The sequence below is a fragment of the Dyadobacter flavalbus genome (genome assembly GCF_006149045.1).
GTDB lineage: Bacteria > Bacteroidota > Bacteroidia > Cytophagales > Spirosomataceae > Dyadobacter > Dyadobacter flavalbus.
The window spans coordinates 1-1367 of the sequence record NZ_VBSN01000002.1; the positions used below are offsets into that span (position 1 = coordinate 1).

The following is a 1367-nucleotide window of genomic DNA, read 5'->3' on the forward strand; positions in this document are numbered from 1 at the left end:
GAGACTGTAAATTGAACTGTGTCACCTCTTAGTTTGATTAAGGGGAAAAATAAGTAAATTAGTTTAACTTATAGACACGATGAAGACAAACGAATCCTTCGATTTTCAGCGCTTCAAAGAAGAAGCGATGCAAGGTCTCTATGACGGCAAAAAGATGGGCGGTACCGATGGCGTATTTGCTCCAATGTTAAAACACCTTCTTGAATCCATGTTGGAAGGTGAGCTGAACAACCACCTGGAAGAAAGTAAAGCTGCGGGTGATAACAACCGTAAAAACGGTAAAACAAAAAAGACAGTCCGAAGTCTTCAATCAGGTCATTTAGAGATTGAAAGCAGTCGTGACCGCCAGGGTACTTTTGAACCTAAAATTTTGCCTAAGCGCCAATTAATTATCACCGAAGAGCTTGAAGATAAGATAATTGCAATGTACGCTCGCGGTATGAGCACGCGCAATATTTCAGAATATGTAAAGGAAATGTATGCGATGGATATTTCTGCCACCGAAATTTCTCATATTACTGATAAGATAATTCCGCTGATGAATGAATGGCGTAACAGGCCATTAGAAGCAGTTTATCCCTTTGTTTTTCTAGATTGCATGCATTATAAAGTGCGCGATAATGGCACCGTTGAATCGCGGGCGATTTATAACATATTGGGAATAAACCGAGAAGGGAAAAAGGATCTAATTGGTATTTATTTATCTGAAAATGAAGGGGCTAAATTTTGGCTATCTGTTTTAACTGATTTGAAACAACGTGGGGTTGAAGATATTCTGATTGCCTGTATTGACGGTCTAAAAGGCTTTCCTGAGGCAATAGAAGCAGTCTTTCCAAAAACTAAAATTCAACTTTGTATTATCCATCAGATAAGAACCAGCATCCGTTATGTGCCTGAAAAAGACAGAAAAACTGTAATTGCTGACTTGAAGCCTATTTACAAGGCAGTTAACCAAGAACAAGCTTATGAAAAGCTTCTGGATTTCGATGACAAATGGGGAAAGAAATATCCTCTCGCAGTAAAATCTTGGATGGATAACTGGGTGAATCTTTCGACCTTTTTTGAGTATACCGCTGAAATCAGAAAAGTCATCTATACGACCAATGCGATCGAAGGAATGCACCGGCAAATCCGGAAAGTAACTAAGACAAAAGGTGCATTTACATCAGATCAGGCGCTGCTAAAATTAGTCTTTCTGGTCGTTAGGGATCTTTCCAAAAAGTGGACGATGTCTATTCACAATTGGGGTTTGACGATGTCACAATTGTATATTAAATTTGGTGATAGACTACAAGCAGACCGCGAATTTTTCCTTGGAGGCTGAATCTACCAAAATCAAATTCTGACACAGTTCAGCGTACACTCCC

Annotated in this window: 1 protein-coding gene; it reads left to right on the plus strand. The window is 39.3% G+C overall.

Translation table 11 applies throughout. From position 1 onward, the window contains the following. Window positions 1–79 precede the first annotated feature (79 nt). Window positions 80–1324: an IS256 family transposase gene (locus tag FEM33_RS00010; RefSeq protein WP_139010086.1), complete on the plus strand. Its 1245-nt coding sequence runs from the start codon at window positions 80–82 to the stop codon at window positions 1322–1324. The last annotated feature ends 43 nt before the right edge of the window (window positions 1325–1367 follow it).